General features: G+C 65.5%; 5 protein-coding genes. 1 reads left to right on the forward strand and 4 read right to left on the reverse strand.

Features of this window, described 5'->3' with window-relative positions:
• Positions 1–433: CHAP domain-containing protein (locus ACWPXK_RS32970; RefSeq protein WP_454200083.1), on the forward strand; the 433-nt coding region annotated here is incomplete at its 5' end.
• Between the two features lie 199 nt (positions 434–632).
• Here the strand turns inward: ACWPXK_RS32970 and ACWPXK_RS32975 are convergent.
• The 4 genes from ACWPXK_RS32975 to ACWPXK_RS32990 all read right to left on the reverse strand — a co-directional run.
• The gene (locus ACWPXK_RS32975) at positions 633–1,472 is read right to left on the reverse strand and encodes a MurR/RpiR family transcriptional regulator (RefSeq protein WP_454200084.1); all 840 of its coding nucleotides are present in this window, start codon (positions 1,470–1,472) and stop codon (positions 633–635) included.
• 163 nt (positions 1,473–1,635) lie between these two features.
• Complete coding sequence (locus ACWPXK_RS32980) at positions 1,636–3,837, reverse strand: hypothetical protein (protein ID WP_454200085.1); 2,202 nt, start codon at positions 3,835–3,837, stop codon at positions 1,636–1,638.
• A 282-nt stretch (positions 3,838–4,119) separates the two neighbouring features.
• Positions 4,120–5,049 (reverse strand): transglycosylase SLT domain-containing protein, encoded by a 930-nt coding sequence (locus tag ACWPXK_RS32985; protein WP_454200086.1) that lies wholly within the window; start codon positions 5,047–5,049, stop codon positions 4,120–4,122.
• 578 nt (positions 5,050–5,627) lie between these two features.
• The coding region (locus ACWPXK_RS32990) for a phage tail tip lysozyme (RefSeq protein WP_454200087.1) at positions 5,628–6,102 on the reverse strand (475 nt) is incomplete at its 5' end.

Below are 6,102 nucleotides of genomic sequence, written 5' to 3' on the forward strand. Positions count from 1 at the left end.
ACCCAGCCGCGGAAACGTGGCCGGAATGTCCTCGGCCGTGCAGCGGGCAATCCAGATCGCCGCCGGCGAACTCGGCGTCAGCGAGTACGCCCAGAACCGTGTGAACCGACCGTACAATATCAACGACGCATGGTGCGCGTCCTTTGCCACTTGGGCCTGGAGCCAAGCCGGCATCAACGTGCCCTGGACCAACAAGAATGCTGTGCTGAGCATCTGGTCGGATGCGCAACGTATGCGCATGGCCGACAGCTCATCGAACGCCCGGCCCGGCGACCTCGTCATCCTCAACGGCGGCGGTCACATCGGTATGGTGGTCGCGCGCAACGGCAATACCATTACCACCATCGAGGGCAATTCCAGCGATGCGGTGCGCCAGAGGACCTACTACGTCGGCACCAGCGGCATGGTCGGCGTGGTCCACCCACCCAGCTGACTCACCGCCCGGCTTTCCGTCGAACAACTGATCGTCGAGGGTCGTTCCGCACTGCCCGCCGAGTCCAGCCGGATCGCGCCGGCATTGCACAGCGCGGGAACAGGAGCGGAAACGCGGCGCGATCAGTTACGCACGCGGCACGCTGGATCTTCCTCGCATCACCCTGCGGCCCGATCAGGGGTCGATATCGAGGTGACGATCAGATACCTCGCGCACGATGATCTTCATACACGGCAAACTCTTCCAGTAACTGTTCGTCCGGCGTCAGATCCGAGTGCCGGTCGGGCCCCAGCTGCTGCTTGACGCCGAACGCCAACGCTTGGGCGACCGAGCTGAGTGCGGTCAGCGAAGGCAGTTCCGCCACGCTGTCGGTCTCGGCGTAGAACGTCAGATCCGCGATACGGGCCAGCGGCGAGGACGGCCCATCGGTCAGCGCGATGGTGGTGGCGCCACGTCGGCGCGCCCACTCCACGGCATGCACGGTGTCGCGCGCATAACGCTGGATCGATATCGCGACGAGCGTGTCGCCGGACTGGATCCCGCGCAGCTCGTCGACCAGCAGTCCGGCGGCTGCCCTGATCTGCCTGACCCCCGGCCGGATCGCCCGCAGCAGATAGGCGACTTGGTAGGCCACCGACAGCGAAACCCGCAGACCGACGACATGCACGGTCTCGGCGGACGCCACCGCGTGTACCGCCCGGTCCCAGTCGTCGCGGTCGATCCGGTCGAAGGCGCGCACCATATTGGCCCTGTCGCGCTCTAGCACGGCGGAGAGGAATTGCTCTCGTGAGGTCGGCTCGGCGGCGCGCTCGCGCAACAGGTTCGCCTCGGCGGCGAGCTGCATTCGACAGAGCTTGACCAGATCCGGGTACCCCGACAGGCCGAGCATGGTCGCGAAACGCACCAGTGACGAGCGATGCACACCGGCCAGTTCCGCACTCTCGCCGATGCTGCGAAACGCGGTCCCGTCCGGATCGTCGAGCAGCAGTCGGGCGATGCGCTGCTGACCATCGGCGAACTCGGGTAATCGCTGCTGCAAGATCGCACGCAACTCGCGATATGTGTGGGGTGCCTCGCTCGCCACGGGTGCCCTATCCGATGACCGCGGAGGCCGACTGCCGATCCATTCGTTCGATATTGCCCGCGATGGCGGCTCTCACACCACCGATCCGCCAATATTGTCAGCCTGCCCACACGCTCGCCTACGAAGACCATGGGTTGAGCCCGCCGTTCGGATCGAAGTTGTTGAAGTTGGCCAGCCGCCGGTTCGACCGCTGTAGCGCCTGAAAGAGACTCGTGTCGTTCTGGTTGTGGTAGTAGGCAGTGGCCGCGGCTTGGTGCTCCAAAGCCAAACGCCGCCCGATATGCTGGCGGACGTCTCGTCCGGCGTCGGCCCATTCAGCAGGAGTGATGGTCCTGAGCTGGTGCTCGTTGTCCACCACGCCCATGACCCGGCGCACGAACTGGTGATCGTCGGAGATCTCGTTCATCGGGGCGGTGGAGTGCCGCACGAAGTTGTCCGCCGCGACCACGGCCTGCGCCGCGAATGCCGGCAACGCGCGGCCGGCGTTCTGATGGTTCTCCACCGCGTACCCCGCGGCGAGCGCCTTCTGCAATGGCGCGAAGCCGAGCGGATTGAAGTCCTTCATGCTCGCCTTCTGGACTGCCGCCGCACGCTGGGCATCCACCGCCTGCGCATGGGTCGCACCCCTCGACCTCAGAACCGGAACGAGCATCCCGTCCGGCACCTTGCTGTCCCCCAGACCATCGAGGATATTCGCTACACCCAGAGCGGCATCGATCCTCATGTCGCCCAGACGCCCGTCCGCCTTGAACCCCCAATTCTCGAGGGCGGCACCGTTGTGCTCGGCCAACAGCCGCTGGATCGGCGACATGGCGATGGTGTTCTTGTCCACCTTCTTTTTCTGGCGGGACAAGGGGTTCAACGGGTTCACCGTTGCTCCGAGGAGCCACGCGGTCACCGGCGACGCATTGATCGTGTTCAGCGTGGACATCCCCGACAGGAGCCCGGCGCGCAGCGAACCTCCGGCCTGTGCCCCGCCCATGCCGAGTGCGGATCCCCCACCACCGCCGGCGCGCGGTGCCCCCTGGATCGCCGACGCGAAACGGTTCGCCACCCAGTCATTGCCCCTACTGAGACTCAGATCGAGCCTGCGCAACTGGGAAATCGCGATGGCCTCGACGGCTCCCGCGATGATGATCACCGCCATGACCTGCCCGCGAGCCTGGTGGAACAGATTGCCCAGGAACAGCACATAGACGCCGAGGAAAATGGTGAACACGGCCATTCGCGCCGCGGCGATGAACCCGTCGACGATATTGCGCACCAAGAACGTCTGCGTCGGCCCGTAGACGAAGCCACCCGCCGCGAATCCGAAGATCGTCATGAAGCAGTGATAGACCGCATCCATGGCCGCCTTCATCACCTTGACGGCCAGAAACACCGCGAAGACCAGCAGGATTCCACCGCACAGCAGAAGCAGGAAACCGGTGCCGACCTGCCCCATGGTCGGATCGCTGGCCTTGGCGTGCGCGGCCGCGTCGCCGCACACCTTCATTCCGTTCTTCACGCGATCGTCGTCGCCCGCCCGCATACCCGCTGTCCAGGCGGCACGGCAGGACGGATTCTCGTCCACCACGTGCCCGAAATTCCAGACCTGCACCGGACGCCGTGCAAAGTTGTCGGCGAGATCCTGTTGCATCGTCGCGAGCAGCTGCGACGGATTCGGGCTCGTGTCGCCGTTCAACCCCGCGGCTACCGAGATACCCAAATCCCTGCCCTGGGCCAGCAATCCGTGCGAGGACAGCACCTCCGACAGCGGGTCGGCCAAGAACACCGGCCCGAGGATCGCCACTCCCACCATTGTCACAGCCTGTATCGCGGCCTTCGCGTGATACCCGCGCACGATGAACCACGCCACGAAGAACGCGCCGATCGTCGCCGCCGTCACCAGCATGATCGGCGTCGCGATCTGACCGGTCAGCGCATCGGCGACGCCGCGCAGCGCCGCGGCGAACCAATCCATCCAGCGAAAACTCAACGCGTAACCGATGAGCCAGATCGCCGACGTCACGATGGCCATGTAACCGATGAACTCCAGGCCAAGGAGCGCCCAGAGGATCGTGGCGCCGGGGTTCAGCGGCCCACCCCGGTCGGTGGCGAAGGTGTAGCTGGACAACGGAACACCCGAGGAATCACGGATATTCATCCAACTGAGACCGTCGATCTCGGATGTTCCGGCCGAGGCGGCCTGGTACTGCGCGGTTGCCACCGCACCGAGCAAGCCGGGAAAGACGAAGAGCGCGAAGGTGATCAGGAGAAGCCAGACGATCCTGCGCCGCCATGACCGATCACCGAACCGAACTCGCAGTCGCGACAGCACGGTCTCCGGACAGAGACTCTCCGAATCGTCCGATCCCCGTTCCGGCCGAGGCAGCCGACTGTGTGGGGAACGCGCAATCATGAACTCCAGCATGACGCAACTTATGTTGCGCGGCAACCTTCGTACGCAACTAGTTGTTCACCTTCCGGACATCCTCCGGCACCCGGCGCGTGATGGGCGAAATAACCTCGCGCACTCGACTTCCCCACTGGCACAGCGGAATTGAACAAATGACCGGCCGAGGGCACTGCCTACGACTCGAGCACCACCCTCGCGACCGGCTCAATACCCCACGTACGATCCGCCGCCGCGCATCTGCACAATCCCGGGTACGTTGCTGACCGACCCGTACCGGTCGATGGCGTACCGCACCCCCGCGACGATGTTGTCCACCGGATTCCAGATATCACGGTGGCCCGGAAGGGAATACGCGCTGAACGTCGGATCGATGGTCTGCATCAGCCCTTTGGACGGAATGCCCGCGGCGGCGTTGCTGTCCCACAGATTGATCGCATTCGGATTGCCGCCGGACTCGTGCTGGATGATAGCCGCGATATCGGCCGGATCGATCTGCCGTGTGTCGTAGCCATGCTGACGCAACACTTGCAGCGCCTCGTTGATCCATTGCCCCTGTTGCCCCGAAGGCCGCGTGCGCGGCGGACCACCGCTGGGACCGCGCATGCCCGGGTTCGTGGCGCGGCGCGGCCTCCGCGGCCGGGAGGGACGCGAGTCCCGCAAATAACGATCGGCCAGAGCGGCCACCCGCTCGGAGGTGAGCACCGCCGCGGCCTGACCCTGGCCCAGCACGGTTCCCGCGCGCTGCAATGCGTTGTCCAAGGTGGAGATCACGAGCTGCCTGCTCGCGTTGGCATCCTGGATAGTGCCCAGCGCAGTCAGGGCGGTATTCACCTCGGCGATGATCGACCCGATGGCGGCTCGCCCTTGGGTGGTGCTGTCGACCGCGCCGCTGAGGATGCGTTCGAGTTCGGTGTTCATCGATTGAGTGGAGTCCCCGTGGCGGGCCCGATTCTGGCCGCTCGCCGCATAGTGCGAGCCCAACTCGCCGTCCCACGCAATGGGTCCGCTGGGCCGCGCCGCCGACCCGACATCGGGCGGCCGGTACGGCTGTCCCGTCATGGCCGTCGGCGCTCCGTCGCCGTATTGCGCCGCGATAGCGGCCAGGGCGCCCATCGCCGCGGCGGCCATGGGCATGGACGAACCCGCCATCCCCATCGCGTCCGAGCGGGAAAGTGCTGCCGGTCCCGAAGTCGCGGAGGGTGTTTCGACAACCGAAGGCGCAGCCTGACCCCGCGCCTGCGCCGCGGCGGCCGACCCGGGCGCACCGGCCTGCACGGGCGGCGCTGGGGCTGGACCGCCCCGCGTCGCGGACTTGGCCGGACGGCGTGGAGTGGCCGTCGTCGTGCTTGTACGGACATCACGAACGCCACCGGCGTCATCGGGATCCGGCCCGGAAGGAGTCCGGTTCGTCGGCGCCATCAATACCCCACGTAGGCTCGGCCGCTGCGCACCGCCGGGCCCCTCGAAGCCGAGCCGTAGAGAGTGCCTGCATGCCGAACGCCCGCGAAAGTGGGGGTGTAGAGGGTGTTCTCGGTTTCTGACATCGGTATGAATACCTCCGTCAGTTCGCTGGCCCCATGTCACCTGACCCGCTGTGCGGCACTCCGCAGGAGAACCCTCGTGTCGAGTCTCGCCCGGCAGCGTAGTCGCAGCCTAACCGAGGCTTCGTCTCCTTGTCCGAGTCATATCCCCATGGCCGGGAACATACCGCGCTAAGCGGAGACGTTGCGCATAGCTGCCGCGATAGCGTTCGCATACGCCATGCGTTGCCCCCGGGCCTCACCGGAACTTCTTTCGTAATATTGATCGAATACAGCCGCCGCGGCGGCGGGCGTTTGCGCGGCTCTGAGACGTGCATAGGCACCCGACTCGCCACTTTGCAACTCGTGCATCATGAAATCGATCTGGACCTTCCAGTCGGTGACCGGCTTTCCATAGGTAGCGGCGAACCGCTCGAGATTCCGCCGTCGTCCGCCCAGCCACTGGCACAGACCTATGGCGCCTTCGCGCGGATTGAAAGCGTCGGTCTTGAAGCCTGATTCGACCTGTATGTTGCCCAGAATTCCGGCTGCCTGCGCAGGTGTGAGCCCATACTTCGAGATGAGGTACCGATACATGTCCGCGACTTGGGGATTCTGGCCGCCGGGGATACTGTCGGCGGATCCGGATCCCGGTCCGGGTCGGCTG

It is taken from the genome of Nocardia sp. Marseille-Q1738 (genome assembly GCF_965283145.1).